The sequence below is a fragment of the Pseudomonas sp. Irchel 3E19 genome (genome assembly GCF_900187585.1).
In the GTDB taxonomy this organism is placed as follows: domain Bacteria; phylum Pseudomonadota; class Gammaproteobacteria; order Pseudomonadales; family Pseudomonadaceae; genus Aquipseudomonas; species Aquipseudomonas baetica.
In genome coordinates this window covers 13,874-33,009 of record NZ_FYDT01000061.1, presented here as the reverse complement: position 1 = coordinate 33,009, position 19,136 = coordinate 13,874, and the positions used below count along the sequence as shown (strand labels likewise).

Sequence of the window (19,136 nt, the reverse complement as noted above, 5' to 3'; positions counted from 1 at the left end):
TTGGCACCCACCACAGGAAGGGAATCGGGTGGCGTGGGGCGTCAGATCGATCTGGAGGGCATCACCATCAGGCTTGATCGTGACGACAGAAAAGCCCTCCCAAAAAGGAAGGAAAGTATTAATATCGCGCATAAGAACGCCGGTTTGTTAGATGTGTTTGCTCGCACGAACATCATCAAGCAAATCGGCGTTCTTGTTTCTGTGTTTCCCGGGATTCCGTGAAGAACCTTTTTTTTGCCTGTTTTTTGCGCTACCTGACATCCTTAGATATACCTTAAGTATCAATTGAAGGAAAACGGGGTGTGTGATGCCAGTTGTCGATGGTTATGCCAAGGTTATCGTCGATGAATCAGGGTTTCGCAGCGAGATGCCCATTTTATTATCGGAGCAGGGGGTTGTATTGCCTCTCCTAGATTATTTGCTGAGTAAGCAAATAGATCGCTCTCCTGATTGGCTGCGTCGAGTTGTGAGTTCGGCAAAGCTTCTAATTACTTATATGGAGGTAAACCAGAGTAGTTTCTCAGAGCCTGAGATGTTATTTCAGTCGTTCGCAACACGCTTATTTACCGGTACCGTAGATGACAATGGTTTCGATCCTTCAGGTCTATATTGGATACCCGCTAGTACCTTGATGGCAAACCGGCATATTAATATTTTGAAGGGGTTGACCGATTTTTTGGCTGATCATAGCCATGTTACTCACATGAACCCCTTGGTCACTGAAAGTAGTCATGATCAGCGATTAAGCTATGCTTCCTGGTATCGGCGAAATCAATTCGATTTTTTAGGGCATATAAAAAATAAGACGATAAACGAAACGGCGGGAAAGGCTCGTAGTATCAGGGGGCGGCGCGCGTTAAATAGGGGGGGCGACGAAGCGGTTGCTTTTCCAGAATCCCTTTTTGAGCAATTTTATTTGAAGGGCTTTGGTAGCGCTTCAGATCGGAGGTGTTCGGTTCGGGATCAGTTAATTCCCATCATGATGCACGGTGCAGGCCTTCGAGAAAGCCAAGCTCTTCACTTGTGGGTTCAGGATGTAGAAATTGATCCGCATGACCCCTTGAAAGCATTAATACGTATATACCATCCCGAAGAAGGTAAGGCCCTAGGTGGTTGGAAGAGTGTCTCGGGGAAAACTAATAGATCAGCCTATTTGCGCGAGGTATATGCTCTGCCGCCTCGAAATCAATTGAGGGGAACTCGTCGGGTCGGTTGGAAAACACGGTATGTTGATCATCGAGATGGCTACATTCAGTTGTACTGGTTTCCTGATGACTTTGGTCGGTTGTTCTTGACGCTATGGAATGAGCATCTTTACTACATTGCTAGTGTCGAGCGACAACATCCTTATGCTTTTATTTCATACGAAAAGCGAAGCCTGGGTAAGCCTTATACTTTGAATGCGTTCAACGAGAACTACGCTGCGGCGTTGGCTCGCATCGGATTAAATCCAGCTAAGGTCGAAGGACTTTCGCCTCATGGACATCGACATGCATATGGGCGCCGACTTGTACGTGCGAATGTTGACTCAATAGTCATCAAGAAGGCATTACATCATTCATCCATGGAATCCCAAGGTGTCTATACCACTCCAAGCATTATGGATGTAAATGAAGCGCTAACTAAAGCGACAGATTTACTGAAGAACACCCCTACGAAGAAAAGTACAGATGCTCAGATTGCAAATGGTTTTCAAGAATTTGGTTTGATGGGGGGCTGATCTGGATTCTTCTACATTTAGCGCGAAGAGTAACGCAAGGAGGCGTTAGCGATGCCAATAAAAAAAGGGACAAAATATAATGGGCGAACTAAAGATATTACATTTAGCTGGTTAACCGCCGAGCGAGGTGTGAAATGGGAAACTTGGCGCAAGCTCATGGCGGAGTGGCTGGCATCGGAACATCAGAATACTCATTTGAGGATAACGGTACTCAACTGGTTTGTAATGCATTATTTGCCGATCGTGTCAGAGGGGTGGAATCCAAAAAGTATATTTATTGCTCATGAAAATAATGCACTTCCCGGGCTGACTGAAATGCTAGAAGAAACCGTGCATCCGTTGAAGATTCCCGAAAGACAAAATGCAATTGTAAGTTTTATTGGTTGGGTGATTGAGAAGGTTTTTAGTGAGATTGACAGTTTCGGTCGTTTACAGTCACTTGTTATCAATCCTTTCAGTAGGGCAAGTAAATCTGGAATTAGGCTTTCTGAAACTGTACATAACCCATTGCCATATACCTATATCAAGGATCTACGTGCATTAATATGCCCCGATCCATCTGGTAATTTCAATGATTGGCATTGGGCGCATGAGCAGTATGGTCCGCAGCGATCAAACGGTACATCCTCCGCAGCACGTAAAGGAGGTGATTGGTTCGAAGTGGATCCGCGAGTTATCAACTACTCTGATCCATACTGCGTTTGGCGTACCCGCACCATCATTAAAAAAGTTAAAGGAAGAGGGCAAAGGGAAGTTGTGGTTTATGAGCTATGGTCTCCTGTCAGAGCTATGGTCATATTTATCAAGTTGCATCTACCACTTAGGACATACCAAGTGCGTTTTCTCGATTCTGGTGAGGCAGATACTTGGAGATATTCCCGAGATGGATGGAATCTGAATAGAGTGCATAAATTCATTCGAGGTAGTGAGGTAAACCCCTGGCGCAAGGGTAATGCTGTTCACTTAAGCATTTGAATCCTCGCCGGGCTTCTTCGAAAATCCGATGTCAGATCTCTGGCATCGGATTTTTTATGTCTGTTCAACAGGACTTGCTCGACCTCGGCGACCTTTTCAACTTCTGTGACTTGAGCACATTCACTCAAAATATTCCCATCGAGTGGGTCGCGTCTGCGCTGGATCTGTCCAGCCAAGCCACTATCCGACGGCGTCGCTTGCCTGCCGACCAAGTGCTCTGGCTGGTGCTCGGCATGGCATTGTTTCGCGACGAGCCCGTTCATGAGGTCGCCCGACGTTTGAACATCTGCGCCCAAGGTCTGGCTTCTGACCATCTATTGGCCCGTAGCGGTGTAACCGAAGCCCGCAAGCGGCTCGGGGCCGACCCGGTTGAGTGGTTGTTTCGCAAGACGGGGACTCAATGGGGCGCAGAGCGCTATCGTGATGATACTTGGCAGGATCTGCAAGTATTTGCGGTGGATGGTGCGCTTTTACGTACGCCCGACACGCCTGAATTGCGAGACCATTTCGGTTCCGGAAACACCTCGACCGATCGCCAAACGCCCTTTTCCATGCTGCGTCTGGTGGCGCTGATGAATGTCCGTTCACACCTGATCCTCGATGCACAACTTAGCCCTTACCGGCGCAGCGAAATGCGTCTGGCCGATGAGTTTTTGCAGCAGATCCCCAACCACTCCGTGACGCTGTTCGATAAAGGGTTCTGGAGCGCCGATCTCATGCTCAGCCTGAGCGGCGACGGCAGTCACCGTCATTGGCTGATTCCGGCAAAAAAGGGATTGGTTTGCGAGGAGGTAGCTCGTTACAACCAGCACGACCGTTTGGTGCGCATGAAAGTCTCGCCGCAAGCCAGAAAGCGAAATCCGACGCTTCCCACGTACTGGGAGACGCGTGAAGTCAGTTATGAAATTCAAGGCAAAGTAAAAACAGTCATGACATCGTTGCCGGCCAATATCTACAGCACCGAGTCTGTTGCCAAGCTTTATCAGGAGCGCTGGGAAATCGAATTGGGCTTCAGGGATATCAAAAGCTCAATGCAGCAAAACGCAATGACCTTGCGCAGCAAAAAGGTCGATCTGATCTACCAGGAAGTGTGGGGGTTGTTGCTGGCTTACAACGTGATTCGTCGGGAGGCAAGTCAGGCAGCAGTCGCGTTTGGTCGAGCGCCGTCGGACATCCGTTTCAAGCCGGCTTGCCAGTACATCGCCGTGCAGTTGATCGTGATGGCAGCGGTCAATCCTGTTTCAGCGACGGGTAGACGGTTGGCGGAACTTAGAAAAGGCGTTGGCGGGCTGTTTCTGGATCACCGCCCAAGGCCTTCGAGGCCAAGGACGGTGAAGATTTCAAAAACCCGGTTTCCGGTGGATCGCAAGGCTGCTCCGCTTAAGTGAACAGCATTACGCCAATGAGCGCGGGCTTTCTATTACAACAAATCAGAGCAGGAAGATCGTGGCCAACCCGAGGAAGATGAAAAAGCCACCACTGTCGGTCATGGCAGTAATCATCACACTGGCCCCCATCGCCGGATCACGACCCAACTTGGCCAGAGTCATAGGGATTAACACCCCCATCAGCGCCGCCAGAAGCAAGTTGAGTGTCATCGCTGCGGTCATCACCACACCCAGCGACCAACTGCCATAAAGCAGATAGGCGACCACACCGATTACCCCGCCCCAGACCAAGCCATTGATCAAGCCCACGGCCAGTTCCTTGCGCATCAGTCGCGATGTGTTGCCGGTACTGACCTGATCGAGTGCCATCGCACGAACGATCATGGTGATCGTCTGATTGCCGGAGTTACCGCCAATACCCGCTACGATAGGCATCAATGCCGCCAGCGCTACCAACTTTTCGATCGACCCCTCAAACAGACCGATCACACGCGAGGCGACAAACGCAGTGACCAAGTTCACCGCCAGCCATGCCCAACGGTTGCGCAAGGATTTCCAGACCGAAGCAAAGATGTCTTCCTCTTCACGAAGACCTGCCATATTGAGGACTTCGCTTTCGCTTTCCTCACGAATCAGGTCGACCATTTCATCGATGGTCAGACGGCCGATCAGCTTGCCGTTTTTGTCGACCACCGGGGCAGAGATCAAGTCGTAACGCTCGAACGCCTGAGCAGCGTCATAAGCATCTTCATCCGGATGAAAACTCACCGGATCGCTGGCCATTACTTCAGCAACCTGTTTCTCCGGATCGTTCACCAGCAAACGCTTGATCGGCAGCACACCCTTGAGCACGCCGTCGTAATCGACCACAAACAGTTTGTCGGTATGACCGGGCAACTCTTTGAGACGCCGCAGGTAACGCAAAACCACTTCAAGACTGACATCCTCACGAATGGTCACCATCTCGAAGTCCATCAGCGCACCGACCTGCTCCTCGTCATAAGACAAGGCCGAGCGCACTCGCTCGCGTTGTTGCTGGTCCAGCGTCTCCATTAACTCATGGACGACATCTCGCGGCAGCTCGGAGGCCAGGTCAGCGAGTTCGTCGGCATCCATGTCCTTGGCAGCAGCCAGGAGCTCGTGATCGTCCATGTCGGCGATCAGTGTTTCACGGACGGAATCGGATACTTCGAGAAGAATGTCGCCGTCGCGATCAGCCTTGACCAACTGCCAGAGCGTCAGACGGTCGTCCAGTGGCAAGGCTTCGAGAATGTAGGCTACGTCGGCGGAGTGCAGATCATCGAGCTTGCGTTGCAGCTCGACGAGATTTTGCCGGTGAACCAGGTTTTCGACCCGGTCGTGATGAGCGCCTTCCTGGCGATGAGTCAGGTCTTCGACGACCCGTTGACGCTGCAGCAGCTCGACGACTTGAGCCAGGCGATCCTGCAGGCTTTCCTGTGTTTTCTTTACTTCGATTTCAGACATAGGCGAACTCCACTCCCAGCAGCGGGGCACGCCGGAAGATTCAATCAGTCAATTCATGATTGGTGAAACGGGGTACTGAGTAACTACTGGGTAAGTCCATGGAGGTATTCCATAAGCCCCGGCGGGGCTGACGGGCGCAATGATACACCGCCTGACGGTTTTAAACGTTAAAAAATCGTGGCCGAAACAAGCGCTTGCGAAACAAACCTGAGCGCCGTCCTGATCCATGCAGATGCGACGACTCATCCTGAAAAGAAACCACACCGACAATGAAAAATGCAGCGACTACCCTTGAGCATAGATCGTCATGGAGGACGTCGAATGCCATCGAAAACAACTCGTTTTGTACTCACCAGCCTGCTCTGCCTGCCGCCCGCCGGGGCAGCGACCAGCCTTCACCGATGTGAAGCGCCCGACGGCAGCGTCACTTTCACCAGCATGAGTTGTGCGAGCGGTGAACAACGCTCAGTTCAGGAAGTACACCCCTACTCGCCCGGATCGGTCGTAGCGATCATGCCGGAGCACGACCACGAAGAAAAATCCGGTATGAAAGCCCGCGGTCGAGAACCGGGTATTGTTGGGCGCGCGCAAGACAAGTGCGCAAATCTGATAGATGCCAGACAGCGACGCGAAGCGATCATCAATCGACGCATCATTGCCGGCATGAACCAGCAGGACGTCGAAAGCGCACTCGGCAAACCGGACAAGGTCAATATTCGGACGTCGACGACGAGCTATCGGTACGACCTCAAACGAGGCCGAAGTGCTCAAGTCGATTTCGATGAGAAGGGATGCGTGAAAGGGAAAGCCAAATCGAAGAAAGCAAAAAGCCCGCGTTAAACGCGGGCTTTTCGGTATATGGTGCACTCGACAGGATTCGAACCTGTGACCGCTCGGTTCGTAGCCGAGTACTCTATCCAGCTGAGCTACGAGTGCATTTTGTGTTTTTAAACCAGACCACAACTGATTGAAGCCAAGTCACCTGCATTGCTGCAAACAACTCTTAAATGGTGCACTCGACAGGATTCGAACCTGTGACCGCTCGGTTCGTAGCCGAGTACTCTATCCAGCTGAGCTACGAGTGCATTTGTGTTTTTAGACCAGATCACATCTGGTTGAAGCCAAGTCACTTACATTGCTGTAACTGACTCTTAAATGGTGCACTCGACAGGATTCGAACCTGTGACCGCTCGGTTCGTAGCCGAGTACTCTATCCAGCTGAGCTACGAGTGCATTTGTTGCGCCGCATTATAGCCCGTCTAATCTCTATCCCAACCACTTTTTCTAATAATTTCAACAACTTACAGAAAAAGCCAGATTACGACGTACTAAGCAAATAATGGCGGAGAACGGGGGATTCGAACCCCCGACACCCTTTTGAGGTGTACTCCCTTAGCAGGGGAGCGCCTTCGGCCACTCGGCCAGCTCTCCGCAACACGGGGCGTATCTTAACCAACCTTTTCCCCGTTTGCAAACATAAAAATCGATAAAAATTAATGGCTTGGTTCTTCGTCCTTCTCTTTCTTTATACGCAGGTAAATTTCCTCACGGTGCACGGCAACCTCTTTCGGAGCGTTCACACCGATGCGCACTTGATTTCCTTTAACGCCGAGCACGGTCACGGTGATTTCTCCATCACCGATAATCAGGCTTTCTGCGCACCGACGAGTCAGAATCAGCATACCTTTCTCCTCACGCATTTCATTTCAGGGACAACAGTCTGCAAAAAAAAGGCACCCGACCTACAACCGGAGCGATCGTAGCCCTACATGCCTGAGTATTGACCAGCACGAGCAAAAGAACAGTTCAGGGCTCGCGCCATTCAAAAATAAAGGGCGCGGTCCGACCGCGCCCTTCAAGAAACGGAATTACTCGCCCTGACGGGCCGGAGCATCCAGTTCGAAAGCCGTGTGCAGAGCGCGCACGGCCAGTTCCAGGTATTTCTCTTCAATCACCACGGAAACCTTGATTTCCGACGTTGAGATCATCTGGATGTTGATGCTTTCTTTCGCCAGGGATTCGAACATGCGGCTGGCCACGCCTGCGTGGGAACGCATGCCGACGCCAACGATCGAGACCTTGGCAATCTTGGTGTCGCCAACCACTTCACGGGCACCGATCTCGCGAGCAGTGTTTTCCAGCACGGTCTGTGCGGCCTGGTAGTCGTTGCGGTGCACGGTGAAGGTGAAGTCGGTGGTGTTATCGTGCGCAACGTTCTGCACGATCATGTCGACTTCGATGTTCGCGGCACTGATCGGGCCGAGAATCTTGAACGCCACACCCGGGGTGTCTGGCACGCCACGGATGGTCAGCTTGGCTTCATCGCGATTGAAAGCGATGCCGGAAATGATCGGCTGTTCCATGGTTTCCTCTTCATCAATAGTAATGAGGGTGCCCGGACCCTCCTTGAAGCTGTGCAGTACGCGCAGCGGAACGTTGTACTTGCCGGCGAATTCCACCGCACGGATCTGCAGCACCTTGGAACCGAGGCTGGCCATTTCCAGCATCTCTTCGAAGGTGATCTTGTCCAGACGCTGAGCGACCGGCACGACACGCGGGTCGGTGGTGTAGACACCATCGACGTCGGTGTAGATCTGGCATTCGTCAGCCTTCAGCGCAGCAGCGAGTGCCACACCGGTAGTGTCGGAACCGCCGCGACCCAGCGTAGTGATGTTGCCGTGCTCGTCGACGCCCTGGAAACCGGCGACTACGACAACGCGGCCCGCCTTCAGATCACCACGAATCTTCTGGTCATCAATCTGCAAGATACGCGCTTTATTGTGCGCACTGTCCGTCAGAATCCGCACCTGATTACCGGTGTACGACACCGCCGGCACACCGCGCTTGATCAGCGCCATGGCCAACAGGGCAATCGTCACCTGCTCACCGGTGGAAACGATCACGTCCAGTTCACGCGGAACCGGTTGCACGTCACCACTGATTTGCTTGGCCAGATCGATCAGACGGTTGGTTTCGCCGCTCATTGCAGACAACACGACCACCAGGTCATCGCCGGCATCGCGGAATTTCTTAACCTTGTCGGCGACCTGCTCGATTCTCTCGACAGTGCCGACCGAGGTGCCTCCAAATTTCTGTACGATCAAAGCCATTTCAAAGCCGCCTCTGCCCATGAAGGGCGCCCAAATAATCAACTCAAACAGCCGCCGGGCCCGCCACTAGACTGCGCGCCCGACGGACCGTCTTATAAAGCTTGCTCGACGAATGGAACGGTCAGCGCCAGTGCGCCATCCAGCGCGCCGGCGTCGATACCGCCGCCCTGCGCCATGTCCGGACGACCACCGCCCTTCCCGCCCACTGCCGCAGCAGCCTGTTTCATCAAATCACCGGCTTTGAGTTGGCCAGTCAGGTCTTTGGTTACGCCTGCAACCAGAACGACCTTTTCCTCATGGACACTGCCGAGCAGGATCACTGCGCGGCCGAGTTTGTTTTTCAGTTGATCGACCAGCGCCAGCAGCGCCTTGGCGTCCTGACCATCCAGACGTGCGGCCAAAACCTTCACGCCTTTGACGTCCAGTGCCGCGCTCGACAGATCGTCGCCCGCAGCGCTGGCCGCCTTGGCTTGCAACTGCTCGAGTTGCTTCTCCAGTTGGCGATTGCGCTCCAGCACAGCCGACAGCTTGTCGATCAGGTTGTCGCGGCTGCCCTTGACCAGGCTGGCCGCTTCCTTGAGTTGTTCTTCTGCAGCGTTCAAGTAGGCCAGTGCCGCGGCACCGGTGACTGCCTCGATACGACGCACGCCCGATGCCACACCGCCTTCGCTGATGATTTTCAGCAGGCCGATGTCGCCGGTACGGTTGGCGTGGATGCCACCGCACAGCTCGACGGAGAAATCGCCGCCCATGCTCAGCACACGCACGTTGTCGCCGTACTTCTCGCCGAACAGCGCCATCGCGCCTTTCTGCTTGGCGGTTTCGATGTCGGTTTCTTCGGTTTCAACGGCGGAGTTCTTGCGAATCTCGGCGTTGACGATGTCTTCCAGCGCTTTGATTTGCTCAGGCTTGATCGCTTCAAAGTGGCTGAAGTCGAAACGCAGACGCTGGCTGTCCACCAACGAACCTTTCTGCTGAACGTGCTCGCCCAGTACCTGACGCAGTGCAGCGTGCAGCAAGTGGGTGGCCGAGTGGTTCAACGAAGTCGCGTGACGCACCTCGGCATCGACGTGGGTTTCCACGGGCGCGCCGATGGTCAGGCTGCCGGAATCCAGCACACCGTGGTGCAGGAAGGCGCCGCCGGTCTTGGTGGTGTCACGAACGTCGAAACGTGCGTTGCCCGCCTGCAGATAACCGCAATCACCGATCTGGCCGCCGGATTCAGCGTAGAACGGCGTCTGGTTCAGAACGATCACCGCCTCTTCGCCTTCATTCAAGACGTCGACCGACTGGCCTTCTTTATAGATAGCGACAATTTTCGCCGAACCGCTGGTGCCTTTGTAGCCGGTGAACTCGGTGGCTACATCAACCTTGACCAGCGTGTTGTAGTCCAGACCGAACGAACTGGCCGAGCGCGCACGAACACGCTGGGCTTCCATTTCACGCTCAAAACCGGCTTCGTCGACAGTCAGGCTGCGCTCGCGGGCGATGTCCGCGGTCAGGTCCATCGGAAAACCGTAGGTGTCGTAGAGTTTGAACACCACGTCGCCTGGCACCACGGTGCCTTTGAGTTCAGCCAGATCCTGCTCGAGAATCTTCAGGCCGTGCTCCAGAGTCTTGGAGAACTGCTCTTCTTCGGCTTTGAGTACGCGCTCGATGTTGCTCTGCTGCTTTTTAAGTTCCGGGAACGCTTCGCCCATCTCGGCGACCAGCGCCGCGACGATCTTGTAGAAGAAGCTGCCGGTGGCGCCGAGCTTGTTGCCGTGACGGCAGGCGCGACGAATGATCCGGCGCAGTACGTAGCCACGACCTTCGTTGGATGGCAGCACGCCATCGGCGATGAGGAAACCGCACGAACGAATGTGGTCGGACACCACTTTCAGCGAAGACTGATCGCCGTTTTCACAACCGATGGCTTCAGCCGAGGCCTTCAGCAGGTTCTTGAACAGGTCAATATCGTAGTTGGAATTGACGTGCTGCATCACCGCACTGATCCGCTCCAGGCCCATGCCGGTATCCACCGACGGCGCTGGCAACGGATGCAACACGCCATCGGCGGTGCGGTTGAACTGCATGAATACGTTGTTCCAGATCTCGATGTAACGGTCGCCGTCTTCTTCCGGCGAGCCCGGTGGGCCGCCCCAGATGTGGTCGCCGTGATCGTAGAAAATCTCGGTGCACGGGCCGCACGGGCCGGTATCGCCCATGGTCCAGAAGTTGTCGGAGGCGTACGGCGCGCCTTTGTTGTCGCCGATGCGGATCATGCGCTCGACCGGCACACCGATCTCTTTGGTCCAGATGTCATACGCTTCGTCGTCGGAGGCGTAAACGGTGACCCAGAGTTTTTCCTTCGGCAGTTTCAGAACGCCGGTCAGGAAGGTCCAGGCGAAGGTGATCGCGTCGTGCTTGAAATAGTCACCGAAGCTGAAGTTACCGAGCATTTCGAAGAACGTGTGGTGACGGGCGGTATAACCGACGTTTTCCAGGTCACTGTTCTTGCCACCGGCACGCACGCATTTCTGGCTGCTGGTTGCGCGGGTGTACGCACGTTTTTCCTGGCCCAGGAAGCAGTCCTTGAACTGGTTCATCCCCGCGTTAGTGAACAGCAGGGTTGGATCGTTGCCCGGAATCAAAGAGCTGGAGGCTACACGGGTGTGGCCTTGCTCTTCGAAGAAGCGAAGGAAGGCTTCACGGATTTCTGCGCTTTTCATTAGGTTCTTCCACGGAGGCTGCGGCCAAAGGCCTGTGCGAAACGTCAACAGACGAAGCGACGGCAAAGGGCCGCATTATATCGGCCCTGCGCGCGGGGTACAGCGTGTTTATACGATAGAAACGGTCAATTGGACGGCTAACGCTGTCACTTGCGCGAAAACTCGACAAATGTCGCGATCACTTGCTCGATTTGCGAGCGATTGACGTCCATGTGCGTGACCATGCGCAGACGCGCGGCGGCGCTCAATTTGATTCCGCGCTCGGCGGCAAATGCCTTGATCGCCTCGGCTTTGTCGCCCATTTGCACGTAAACCATGTTGGTCTGCACCGGCTCGACGCTAAAGCCTGCACCACGCAGGCCTTCGGCAAGAAATTGCGCATTGGCGTGGTCATCCGCCAGACGCTCGACGTTGTGATCCAGCGCGTACAGCCCCGCCGCTGCCAGCAATCCTGCTTGACGCATACCGCCGCCAACCATTTTGCGCAGACGACGCGCCTTGCCGATCAACTCGACCGAACCGCACAACACCGAGCCGACCGGCGCGCCAAGGCCTTTGGACAGGCACACCGACACCGAATCGAAATGCTGAGTGATTTGCCGGGCATCAACGCCCAGCTTGACCGCCGCGTTGTACAAGCGCGCGCCGTCCAGGTGCAGTTGCAGACCGTTGTCCTGAGTGAACTTGCGTGCCCGGGCCAGATACTCCAGCGTCAGCACCTTGCCTTGCATGGTGTTTTCCAGCGCCAGCAGTCGGGTACGGGCAAAGTGGAAGTCATCCGGCTTGATCGCGGCGGCCACTTGATCCAGATCCAGCGAGCCGTCGGCCTGCACTTCCAGCGGCTGCGGCTGAATTGAACCCAGCACTGCCGCACCACCGCCCTCGTACTTATAGGTGTGCGCCTGTTGGCCGACGATGTACTCGTCACCGCGCTCGCAATGCGCCATCAGCCCGAGCAGGTTGCTCATGGTGCCGGTCGGCACAAACAGCGCAGCGGCGAAACCCAGCCGTTTTGCCAGTTCGGCTTCCAGACGATTGACCGTCGGATCTTCGCCGTACACGTCGTCACCGGTGGCGGCGCTGTTCATCGCGTCGAGCATGGCGGGAGTCGGTTGAGTGACGGTGTCGCTGCGAAGATCGATAACGCTCATGAACCTGGCCTCAAGTCAGCAGGGGAAATCCCTTTATGAAGGTGAATTACTGCGGTCATCGCGCCGATTAATCAACCCTTGAGCGCGAAAAGGTCAGGTTACTTCTTGAGAACACGCCATCCATGTGGGAGCGAGCCTGCTCGCGAAAGCAGTCTTTCAGTGACACATCTACTGACTGACACACTGCTTTCGCGAGCAGGCTCGCTCCCACCGGTTCTGTGCAGGGCCCGAAAATATGTGTTAAAAACGCTGCGCCGCCGACAAAAGGGCGGCGAAAACGTTCTCAGGGCGGGGTGCAATTCCCCACCGGCGGTAATTGCGCGCAATGCGCATAGCCCGCGAGCGCTTGGCGACGGACACGGCTTTGGGCGGTGCACGGCGGCAAGGTCAGCAGACCCGGTGTGATTCCGGGGCCGACGGTCATAGTCCGGATGAAGAGAGAACGGGATTAACGCCAAAGGGCCGTCCGTGCGCTTCTGCGCTCGCGCGTACCCTTGAATCCCTTTCGATTCATAACGCCCTGTTTTTCACACAAACAGGAGTCAGAACATGCAACCCACCGCTATCGATAGCAAAAGCAAACACCCTCACGGCGAGCGCGTTGCGTTCATCCAGGCCTGCTGGCACAAGGAAATCGTCGACCAAAGCCGCAAAGGCTTCCTCGCCGAAATGCTCGTTCAGGGTTATCAGGAATCGGACATCGACTTCTTCGAAGTCGGCGGCGCCTTTGAAATGCCCCTGCACGTCAAGCTGCTGGCCAAGACCGGTCGTTACGCCGGCATCGTCGCGGCAGCCCTGGTCGTGGACGGCGGCATCTACCGTCATGAGTTCGTCGCCCAGTCGGTGGTCAGCGGCCTGATGCAGGTGCAGCTGGAAACGGAAGTGCCGGTGTTCTCGGTATCCCTGACCCCGCATCACTTCCATGCCGGTGAAGAGCATCAGAAGTTCTTCTTTGAGCACTTTGTGCACAAGGGTCAGGAAGCGGCGAAGACGTGCGCCGATACGCTGCAGAAGGTTCGTGCGTTGCGTCGTACAGAGCCGCGTGCTGTCGCCGTGTAACGTCGAGTGAGTTTTTAACCTCACTCAAGTCAAATGTGGGAGCGAGCCTGCTCGCGAAGAGGGACAGCCAGCCGACGACAAGTTGACTGGTAGACCGCTTTCGCGAGCAGGCTAGCTCCCACATTGGTTTTGTGCCGATTCAGATGTCGCTATCAGGCGAGGTTTTCGTCGCCGGTCGGGACAATCAGGATGCCCGCGCGCAAGCCGTTCTTGACCTTGGGATTGGGGAAGATGATGCGCGCGCCCTCTTCCTCGATGACCCAACGGGTATTGGCCAGATCTTCGGCCAGCACATAACCCACATCCAATTCAGAAAAGTTCTCGATGTCCGCCGGCAGGTTCAGGCGGAACGCATCGCTGTGCTTGATGATTTCCCGCGCCACACTGAACAGTTGCAAACCATCCAGCCCTTGCTCTGCCAGCTCCGGCTCGGTGCCTTCGATGATCTGCTTGAGACGGGTTTCCAGCAGCGAAACGTTGACTCCATCGTTCTGCCCGAATGGCCGCGCCTTGCCCAATTCCAGCGTGAAAGACTCGGCATCGAGCTTGTCGTAGGTATACGAGCTGAACACGATCGACGGCTTGTTCTGCAACAGCACCGCCTCCATGCCGGCCGCGCGCAGACGCGCCAGTTCCTGACGGGAATGCTGGCGCCCTTCCTTCCACGGATACAGGGCGAACTGCTCGATCTTCGAGCCGCGAATGGCGGTGTGCAGGTCGTAATGCAACCGCTGGCGATCCGGCAGGCTGAAGAAGCTCGCCGCCAGCCGTTCCAGCTCACAGGCACGCAGCGCTTCACTGCCGCTGCTTTGTTCGTGACGGCCGTTGAACAGCCGATTGACGTCCTGCTCAATGAAGCGCTCGCCTTTGCGAATCGCCTCGGGATTGCCGAACAGGAACAAAATGCGTGCGCGCGGCTTCAGGTCGCCGCGAGCGATGTCATGCAGCAGCCGATCAAGCAACTCGATCGGCGCTGTTTCGTTGCCATGGATACCCGCCGACAGCAGCAGGTCCAGGCCATTGTCGCGCGCTTGCGGTGGCCGCACTTCCAGCGCACCTTCGCTCAGCCAGCGCATGCGCACGCCTTCGACAGTCAGTTGAGTCTTCTCCGCCGGTTCACGGCCGGCGAGGGTCAGTTCAAGCAGTTTGCCGAGGGCGAGCATAGAGCGGTTTCCTTAGTGATCGTGGTTGCAATCCGGACCGTGCACGTGGTCTTCGTCGTCGCCGACGTCAGCCGGTTCCATTTCCAGTTGCAGACTTACCAGATTAGTCGCCAATGGGCGCAGCAGCAGGTTGGCGTACTCGGCGTCACCTTCTTCGACGTCCACACCGATCAGCAGTTGGCCGCGGCCGTCCTGCTGGATCCACAGCTCTTTGCCTTGCCACATGACCGCGACGCGGGTGCACGAGGTTTGCAGTTGCGTGCCGTCGGTGTCTTCAAGGATCAGCTGCAGGGAATCGCTCATGTTTTTACTCTCTTGGGGAGACAAGCCGCGCGCCGCGTTCAGGCGGCGTGCCGGCCATCAATTGATCTGGAATGGATAAACCGCGCCCAGTTTAAGGATTTGCGTCAGTTCATCCAGTGCCGTCCGGCATTCAAGCAGCAATTGCGGGTCCGCCAGATCGGTTTCGCTCAGGCGGTCGCGGTAGTGCTTTTCGACCCATGCGGTCAATGAACCGTACAACGGGGCCGTCATGATAACGCCTGGGTTGACCGCCGCCAGTTCAGTTTCGTTGAGCGCGACGCGCAGTCGCAGGCAGGCCGGGCCACCGCCGTTCTGCATGCTCTGCTTCAGATCGAAGACTTTCACTTCGCGGATCAGCCCGCCGGAGCTGGTCAGGCTTTGCAGGTAGGCCCACACGCGCTCGTTAGCCTGGCACTCTTGCGGCACGATCAACAGCATCGAACCGTCAGGACGCGACAGCAACTGGCTGTTGAACAGGTACGAACGCACGGCGTCATCCACGGTGACCGCCGAACGTGGCACGCAGATCGACTGGAAGTTACCGCCAACCTTGGCGAGCTTGCCTTGCAGTTCGGCCAGCATCTGTTCGGTGTCGAGGAACGCGTCTTCGTGGTAGAACAGCGCCTCGCCGTTGCCCACCGCGATCACGTCGTTATGGAACACGCCCTGATCGATCACGTTCGGGTTTTGCTGCGCATAAACCACGCCGTCCTCACGCAGACCGTGCAGACGGGCAACCGCTTGCGAGGCTTCGAGGGTCTGACGCGCCGGGTATTTTTGCGGTGCCGGGAAACGGTTGTCGAACGCACTGCGACCGAACACGAAGAACTCGACACCGGCCTCGCCGTACTCGCGGCAGAAACGCGTGTGGTTCGCTGCGCCTTCATCACCAAACTGCGCCACCGCCGGCAATGCGGCGTGATGGGCGAAGTGTTGCTGATTGGCGAACATCGCGCCGAGTACACGGCTGGTGGTCGGGTGCTCGATGCTGCGGTGATATTTGCAGTTGAGGTTGGCGGCGGTGAAATGCACGCGGCCGTCTGCCGTGTCGGCACTCGGGCTGACCGTGGCGGCGTTGGCTACCCACATGCTCGACGCCGAGCAACTGGCGACCAGCAACGGCATGGCTTCTTTGGCGGCGCGTTCGATGACTTGAGCGTCGGTGCCGCTGAAACCCAGACGGCGCAGAGCGGCCACGTCCGGACGTTCCTGTGGCGCCAGCACGCCTTGCTGAAAGCCCATTTCCATCAGCGCTTTCATTTTCGCCAGGCCTTGCAGCGCCGCTTCCTTCGGATTCGACGATTGCTGGCTGTTGCTCTGGGACGCAACGTTGCCGTAGGACAGACCGCCGTAGTTATGGGTCGGCCCCACTAGACCGTCAAAATTGACTTCATAGGATTTCATCAGCGAGGCTCCACGAGAATCTGTTGTTATAGGCTTCAGTAACTAACTGTTCAGTGCGACCGAGGCGCGGCCTTCGCGAGCAGGCTCGCTCCCACAGGGAAATGCATTCCAATGTGGGAGCGAGCCTGCTCGCGAATGGGCATCACGCCATCTTCACGCCGGGTGTCAGGGTGGCAGGCAACACCAGACTCGGCGTTTCCAGTGACGCCACCGGGTACGCGCAGTAATCCGCCGCGTAGTAAGCGCTGGCGCGATGGTTGCCCGAGGCACCGACACCGCCAAACGGCGCGCTGCTCGCGGCACCGGTCAGCTGCTTGTTCCAGTTGACGATACCGGCGCGGCTTTCCAGCCAGAACTGTTGATAGCGATCTTCAGAATCCGACAGCAGACCGGCGGCCAAACCGTAAGCGGTGTCGTTGGCCTCGCTGATCGCAGCAGCGAAATCGGTATAGCGGATCACTTGCAGCAGCGGACCGAACAGTTCTTCGTCCGGACGCTCGGCCACAGCCGTCACATCGACAATACCCGGGGTCAGCAGCGCCGATTGCGCCTGCGGCTGAGTCATCGCCAGCAGCGACACGGCACCGCTGGCCAACAGATGTTCCTGAGCATCCATCAGCGCTTTCGCCGCGCCGAGGGAAATCACCGAGCCCATGAACGGCGCCGGTTGCTGATCGAATGCGCCGACTTCAATCGTCGCACTGACTTCAACCAGACGCTTGAGCAGGCTGTCGCCCCACGCGCCTTGCGGCACCAGCAAGCGGCGCGCGCAGGTGCAGCGCTGGCCGGCGGAAATGAAGGCCGACTGAATGATCGTATAAACCGCTGCATCCAGATCCGCGACCTGATCGACCACCAGCGGGTTATTACCGCCCATTTCCAGCGCCAGAATCTTGTCTGGACGACCGGCAAATTGCTGATGCAGGTGATTGCCGGTGCGGCTCGAACCGGTGAAGAACAGACCGTCGATGCCCGGGTTCGCCGCCAGCGCGATGCCGGTTTCGCGCGCGCCTTGCAGCAGGTTCAGGACGCCGGCCGGCAGACCGGCTTCGATCCAGCACTTGACCGTCAGCTCAGCGACTTTCGGGGTCAGCTCGCTGGGTTTGAACAACACGCTGTTACCGGCCAGCAGCGCCGGAACGATATGGCCGTTGGGCAAGTGACCGGGGAAGTTGTAGGGGCCGAATACCGCGACCACGCCGTGCGGCTTGTGGCGCAGTACGGCGGTGGCGTCGCCCAACGGGCCGCTCTTCTCGCCGGTACGTTCACGGTAGCTCTGCACCGAGATCGCAATCTTGTTGACCATGCTGGTGACTTCGGTCGCGGCTTCCCACAGCGGCTTGCCGGTTTCCTCACCGATGGTGCGGGCCAGTTCGTCGGCGTGGTTTTTCAGCGCAGCAGCGAACGCTTCGAGAACACTGATGCGCTCGTCCAGCGAACGACGTGCCCAGCCCGGAAAAGCCTGACGCGCAGCCTGCACGGCCGACTCGACCTGAGCGGCGGTGGCGCCCTCCCCCGACCACAGCACTTGCTGGGTCACCGGGTTCAGCGACTGAAAAGCTTCGCCCTGACCGGCCAGCCATTCACCTGCGATGTATAGCGAATTCATTATTTCGACTCCCGAGCAGCGGACAACGCCACGGCGCGCACTTGATCGCCCGCGTTGAGTTGAAGACGTTTGGCGGTCTGCGGATCGACCACCAGAGTGCCGGCGGCCAGACGGGCCGGCGCAGCGGTGAGGCGGCAATCTTCGCGCTTGCGGTTATGGATGATGAACGGCGTGGCATCGTCGCCCGGCGTCCCCACGGCCAGCACCAGCGCTTCGCTGTCACGCACTGCGCGGATCTTGCTGGTTTCGCATTCGATGGCCGGGCCGGCGTCGAAGATGTCGACGTAACCCTGATAGCTGAAACCTTCACTTTTGAGCATCGCCAGCGCCGGCTCGGTGTCGGGGTGAACCTGACCGATGACGTTGCGCGCATCCGGCGACAGGAAGCAGGTGTACAGCGGGAATTTCGGCATCAGTTCAGCGATGAAGGCCTTGTTGCCGACACCGGTCAGGTAATCGGCCTGGCTGAATTCCATCTTGAAGAAGTGCCGGCCCAGGCTTTCCCAGAACGGCGAACGACCGGCTTCATCCGACACACCGCGCATCTCGGCGATTATTTTGTTGCCGAACAGCTCCGGGAACTCGGCGATGAACAGCATCCGCGCCTTGGACAACATGCGACCGTTGAGGCCAGTGCGGTAATCGGCGTGCAGGAACAGCGAGCACAGCTCGGAGTTGCCGGTCAGGTCGTTGGCGAGGAACAGCGTCGGAATCTCGCGATAGATGTTCAGCTCTTGCGAGGCGCTGACGGTCAGGCCGACACGGAAGTTGTACCACGGCTCACGCATGCCGACGGCGCCGGCAATGGCAGAAATCCCCACCACGCGACCGTCGTCGTCTTCGAGCACGAACAGGTAGTCCGCGTCGCCACGGCCGGCTTCGCCGCGAAAGGTCTTCTCGGCCCAGCCGACCCGGTGGGTCAGGCGTTCTTCGTTGGCCGGCAATGTGGTCAGGCCGGTGCCGGTGCTGCGGGCCAGGTCGATCAGCGCGGATAAATCGCTGCTGCGTACGGGACGAACAATCATGCTATCTCCTCAAACGGGCCGCCTTCGCCACCC

General features: G+C 56.8%; 16 protein-coding genes, 4 tRNA genes and 1 riboswitch. Of the genes, 6 read left to right on the top strand and 14 right to left on the bottom strand.

Features of this window, described 5'->3' with window-relative positions:
• The 4 genes from CKW18_RS30700 to CKW18_RS26155 form a co-directional block, all read left to right on the top strand.
• Positions 1-222 (top strand): hypothetical protein (locus tag CKW18_RS30700; protein WP_218274340.1); only part of this gene is annotated, 222 nt, incomplete at its 5' end.
• An 85-nt stretch (positions 223-307) separates the two neighbouring features.
• Entirely contained in the window at positions 308-1,720 is a 1,413-nt protein-coding gene (gene gmtY / locus CKW18_RS26165; RefSeq protein ID WP_095191428.1) for a gamma-mobile-trio recombinase GmtY, read from the top strand.
• A gap of 51 nt (positions 1,721-1,771) precedes the next feature.
• Positions 1,772-2,695 (top strand): VPA1269 family protein, encoded by a 924-nt coding sequence (locus CKW18_RS26160; protein WP_095191427.1) that lies wholly within the window; start codon positions 1,772-1,774, stop codon positions 2,693-2,695.
• Between the two features lie 56 nt (positions 2,696-2,751).
• Positions 2,752-4,083, top strand: a complete 1,332-nt coding sequence (locus CKW18_RS26155; protein ID WP_095191426.1) for an IS4 family transposase — start codon at positions 2,752-2,754, stop codon at positions 4,081-4,083.
• Positions 4,084-4,125: 42 nt separating this feature from the next.
• On the opposite strand, the gene mgtE is transcribed toward CKW18_RS26155, so the two are convergent.
• Positions 4,126-5,568, bottom strand: coding sequence for a magnesium transporter (mgtE, locus tag CKW18_RS26150; RefSeq protein ID WP_095191425.1), 1,443 nt, complete (start codon positions 5,566-5,568; stop codon positions 4,126-4,128).
• 321 nt (positions 5,569-5,889) lie between these two features.
• Here mgtE and CKW18_RS26145 point away from each other — a divergent pair, with 321 nt between their 5' ends.
• Positions 5,890-6,408, top strand: a complete 519-nt coding sequence (locus CKW18_RS26145) for a cell envelope protein SmpA (protein ID WP_095191424.1) — start codon at positions 5,890-5,892, stop codon at positions 6,406-6,408.
• A gap of 19 nt (positions 6,409-6,427) precedes the next feature.
• On the opposite strand, the gene CKW18_RS26140 is transcribed toward CKW18_RS26145, so the two are convergent.
• The 8 genes from CKW18_RS26140 to ltaE form a co-directional block, all read right to left on the bottom strand.
• Positions 6,428-6,504 (bottom strand) — tRNA-Arg (locus CKW18_RS26140).
• Between the two features lie 72 nt (positions 6,505-6,576).
• Positions 6,577-6,653, bottom strand: a tRNA-Arg gene (locus tag CKW18_RS26135).
• A gap of 71 nt (positions 6,654-6,724) precedes the next feature.
• A tRNA-Arg gene (locus tag CKW18_RS26130) sits at positions 6,725-6,801 on the bottom strand.
• A gap of 107 nt (positions 6,802-6,908) precedes the next feature.
• Positions 6,909-6,999: transfer RNA gene (locus CKW18_RS26125), tRNA-Ser, on the bottom strand.
• Between the two features lie 62 nt (positions 7,000-7,061).
• Complete coding sequence (gene csrA / locus CKW18_RS26120; protein WP_002554426.1) at positions 7,062-7,250, bottom strand: carbon storage regulator CsrA; 189 nt, start codon at positions 7,248-7,250, stop codon at positions 7,062-7,064.
• Positions 7,251-7,436: 186 nt separating this feature from the next.
• Entirely contained in the window at positions 7,437-8,678 is a 1,242-nt protein-coding gene (locus CKW18_RS26115; protein ID WP_025112914.1) for an aspartate kinase, read from the bottom strand.
• A 92-nt stretch (positions 8,679-8,770) separates the two neighbouring features.
• Positions 8,771-11,389 carry an alanine--tRNA ligase gene (gene alaS, locus CKW18_RS26110; protein WP_095191423.1) on the bottom strand — a complete coding sequence of 873 codons (2,619 nt, stop codon included), beginning with the start codon at positions 11,387-11,389 and terminating at the stop codon, positions 8,771-8,773.
• A gap of 146 nt (positions 11,390-11,535) precedes the next feature.
• Positions 11,536-12,540 (bottom strand): low-specificity L-threonine aldolase, encoded by a 1,005-nt coding sequence (gene ltaE / locus CKW18_RS26105; RefSeq protein WP_095191422.1) that lies wholly within the window; start codon positions 12,538-12,540, stop codon positions 11,536-11,538.
• A 275-nt stretch (positions 12,541-12,815) separates the two neighbouring features.
• Positions 12,816-12,988: riboswitch (FMN riboswitch) on the top strand.
• Positions 12,989-13,089: 101 nt separating this feature from the next.
• On the opposite strand from ltaE, the gene CKW18_RS26100 reads away from it, so the two are divergent.
• Positions 13,090-13,599, top strand: coding sequence for a 6,7-dimethyl-8-ribityllumazine synthase (locus CKW18_RS26100; RefSeq protein ID WP_095191421.1), 510 nt, complete (start codon positions 13,090-13,092; stop codon positions 13,597-13,599).
• A 152-nt stretch (positions 13,600-13,751) separates the two neighbouring features.
• Here the strand turns inward: CKW18_RS26100 and astE are convergent, their stop codons facing one another.
• The 5 genes from astE to astA all read right to left on the bottom strand — a co-directional run bounded on the left by astE (position 13,752) and on the right by astA (position 19,103).
• Positions 13,752-14,762: a succinylglutamate desuccinylase gene (astE, locus tag CKW18_RS26095; protein ID WP_095191420.1), complete on the bottom strand. Its 1,011-nt coding sequence runs from the start codon at positions 14,760-14,762 to the stop codon at positions 13,752-13,754.
• A 12-nt stretch (positions 14,763-14,774) separates the two neighbouring features.
• Positions 14,775-15,065, bottom strand: a complete 291-nt coding sequence (locus tag CKW18_RS26090; protein WP_016983958.1) for a hypothetical protein — start codon at positions 15,063-15,065, stop codon at positions 14,775-14,777.
• Positions 15,066-15,122: 57 nt separating this feature from the next.
• Positions 15,123-16,469, bottom strand: coding sequence for an N-succinylarginine dihydrolase (gene astB, locus CKW18_RS26085; RefSeq protein ID WP_095191419.1), 1,347 nt, complete (start codon positions 16,467-16,469; stop codon positions 15,123-15,125).
• 142 nt (positions 16,470-16,611) lie between these two features.
• Positions 16,612-18,081, bottom strand: coding sequence for a succinylglutamate-semialdehyde dehydrogenase (gene astD, locus CKW18_RS26080; RefSeq protein WP_170947325.1), 1,470 nt, complete (start codon positions 18,079-18,081; stop codon positions 16,612-16,614).
• Positions 18,078-19,103: an arginine N-succinyltransferase gene (gene astA / locus CKW18_RS26075; RefSeq protein WP_095191417.1), complete on the bottom strand. Its 1,026-nt coding sequence runs from the start codon at positions 19,101-19,103 to the stop codon at positions 18,078-18,080. Before astA ends, astD begins: the two co-directional genes overlap by 4 nt.
• Between the last annotated feature and the right edge of the window lie 33 nt (positions 19,104-19,136).